This is a genomic window from Microcoleus sp. BM001215392 (genome assembly GCF_036700185.1).
Lineage (GTDB): Bacteria > Cyanobacteriota > Cyanobacteriia > Cyanobacteriales > Microcoleaceae > Microcoleus.
In genome coordinates, this window is record NZ_JAUBOJ010000481.1 from 1 (window position 1) to 2,948 (window position 2,948).

The 2,948-nt window shown below is 47.5% G+C and carries 3 protein-coding genes; 2 read left to right on the forward strand and 1 reads right to left on the reverse strand.

The features are described from left to right. Window positions 1-869: ribonuclease Z (gene rnz / locus QT974_RS31080; protein ID WP_333472228.1), on the reverse strand; the 869-nt coding region annotated here is incomplete at its 3' end. Window positions 870-1,265: 396 nt separating this feature from the next. Here rnz and QT974_RS31085 point away from each other — a divergent pair. Next, window positions 1,266-2,438, forward strand: coding sequence for a SpoIID/LytB domain-containing protein (locus tag QT974_RS31085; protein WP_333472229.1), 1,173 nt, complete (start codon window positions 1,266-1,268; stop codon window positions 2,436-2,438). A 160-nt stretch (window positions 2,439-2,598) separates the two neighbouring features. Next, entirely contained in the window at window positions 2,599-2,865 is a 267-nt protein-coding gene (locus tag QT974_RS31090; protein WP_333472230.1) for a hypothetical protein, read from the forward strand. The last annotated feature ends 83 nt before the right edge of the window (window positions 2,866-2,948 follow it).

The following is a 2,948-nucleotide window of genomic DNA, read 5'->3' on the forward strand; positions in this document are numbered from 1 at the left end:
GCCTGGGCTTCCTTGAGCAAATCATCTAGGACGATCGCATTTCCGGGAGCGTAGCGCGGGCTAAAATGCGTCATGATTAACTGTTTCGCCCCAGCGAGCAAAGCAACTTGAGCTGCCATCGTCGAAGTTGAATGCAGGCGATCGAAGGCCATTTGAGCATCTTGATGAGCAAAAGTTGCTTCATGCACCAACAAATCGGCATCCTTCGCTAAGTCCACCGCGCTGTCACAAAAAACCGTATCGGTACAGTAAACAAACTTCCGCCCCACTTGATCCGGGCCGCAAAAATCACTACCTTTAAACTGTCGCCCGTCCGATAACTTGACTGTCTTTCCTTGTTTTAATTCACCGTAAACTGGCCCGGAAGGAATACCCACAGCCTTCGCTTTTTCTACATCAAAATGTCCCGGACGGTCTTTCTCAGTTACTCGATAACCAAAAGCAGTTACTCGGTGTTTCAAAGGAGCGCAACTAACAATATATTCGTCATCTTCATAAACAACTCCCTCGTGACTTTTGTGTACCTTCACCGGGTAAGAAAAATGAGTTTGAGAATAGCGAACACCTGCTTGCAAATATTCTTCCAGTCCCGGAGGCCCGTAAAGATCGATACGCTTGACATTCCCCGCCAAACCGCAGCTAGCCAGCAATCCCATTAAGCCGAAAATGTGGTCGCCGTGCAGGTGAGTGATGAAAATACGGCTCAGTTGGCTGACTTTTAAGTCGCTGCGGAGGAATTGGTGCTGGGTGCCTTCGCCGCAGTCAAACAGCCAGAGTTCGGCTCGCTGGGGCAAGCGGAGGGCGATGCTGGATACGTTGCGCGATCGCGTGGGGACGCCGGAGCTAGTTCCGAGAAATGTAATCTGCAAGAGTCAAATCACCTCAATTAAATCTTAAAAAATATGTTACAAATATCCAGGTGCGGCCAATCGGACAGAAAGGAAATATTCGCAGGCAGGAACCGGGATAAATCGCTGTTGCTGCCAGCATCTAGTCGCTCCAATCATTTTTGACGCACCAAGTGCCAAACCCAATTCTGGGTGCATCTGGTTTTTGAAGAGGGCGAAGCATGACCGTATATGAGTTATTAGTGATAATCCCATATTGACGGAGGTCATGCTATAGCCCCTACAGATATATTTGCAAAAACCAGATGCACCCCCAATTCTAACGTTTTCTTTCTGCCGTTCTCTTTCCTTTTTCCCGAACCTTCCCCAACTCTTAAAAATTCTCAAACTCATACAGCACAGGAGGAAAATTTTCAAATGCAGTCAGGAGTGTTCTTTACTTCCGTTCTTTCGACATTAAAAAAACGCTACTTTTGGATGGGGCTGTTGTTTTGGCTGGTAATGGTAGCCCCAGCGCAGGCCGCGCTGATTTTGCGAGTTGCGGTACAAGACGGAACGAGTCAGATCAAAGTCGGCAGTTCTACTAAGGCTGCAATCCGCGACGGTAGCGGGCGCAATTTGGGGGAACTGCCCGCCAACAGTTCTCAGTCAGCTCAATTTCGATCGGGAACTGTGGCAATTGGCCGCTGGGCTGCCAATCAAATTTGGATCGAGCCAACCGGAAACGGTTATGTTTGGATTGGCGATCGGTGGTATCGGGGACGCACGCTTCTAATTCCGGAAAAAGGAGCCTTGACCGCCGTCAACTACGTCGATATCGAACAGTATCTCTACAGCGTTCTCGGCGCCGAAATGAGTGGCAATTGGCCTATTGAGGCTTTGAAAGCCCAAGCAGTCGCCGCCCGTTCCTACGCTCTCCACAAGCGCCTCAAAAGCGAAACCGACCTTTACGATGTGGACGACACTCAGTCTTCGCAGGTGTACAAAGGACTGCAAACAGAATCTTCGGGCACTTATGCCGCAGTGGATGCCACCGCCGGTCAAGTTCTGACTTACAACGGTCAGATTATTTTAGCTGTTTTCCACTCTGCCTCTGGCGGACATACTGAAAATGTCGAGGATGTTTGGACGGAACCCCTGCCTTACCTGCGGGCGGTTCCTGACTTCGACCAAGGGGCACCGGTTTACCAGTGGAAAGAAAATTTTTCCCGGGATCAGATGAGCAACAAGATTTCTGGCGTGGGTAACATCATCTCGATGAAGCCAGAACGTACTACCGCTCACGGCAGCGTTTTGTCGATGAAAGTAGTCGGAGATGGCGGTTCTCGGGTGATGACGGGCGCAGATTTGCGTCGGGTTCTCAGTTTGAGGAGTACCCGGTTTACTGTGATTCCTCAGTACGCAGGCGGGTTGGTGAGGAACAGCAACCAAGCTCCTATGGGTTTTTTAGTTGATGGTAAAGGTTTTGGTCATGCTGTGGGGATGAGTCAGTGGGGAGCCTACAATTTGGCCAGGCAGGGATACGGTTACCAGCAGATTTTGTTGCACTATTACCGGGGTGCTGCTTTGGCTAGAATTGCTGTGCAGTAATTGCTAAACATTTGTTATTGGTTATTTGTTAGTGGTTATTGGTTATTGGTTATTTGTCATTAGTAGCAACTCACAATTCACCAACAATACCTAACAACCACGAACCAACAAATAACCAATAACAAATAACTAATAACTACTAACTACATTAAGGATTTATATGAAGAAGTGGGATTATTTATTTGTGGATGCGAATATGTATCCTTTTGGGAATAAGCTAATTAGTTTATATGTAAATGGTGAGGAACTGCGAGATTGGAAACAAGGCTCTCTACATCTATTTGTTAATCAGTTGGGGGAGGATGGGTGGGAACTTGTGGCTCTCCGCCACGACTCTAAATACGACCAAAATTGTTTGATTTTTAAACGCCCTAAGGTTGTTAAAAAAATGAGAATAACACCGGATACTGGTATTCAAAAGAAATAATTTATAGTGGCGACTTCTCATCTTTGGTGGTTCTAATATCCGGCGGTTAGAAACCGCGGCTACAAAAACAAAGTCCACCTCCG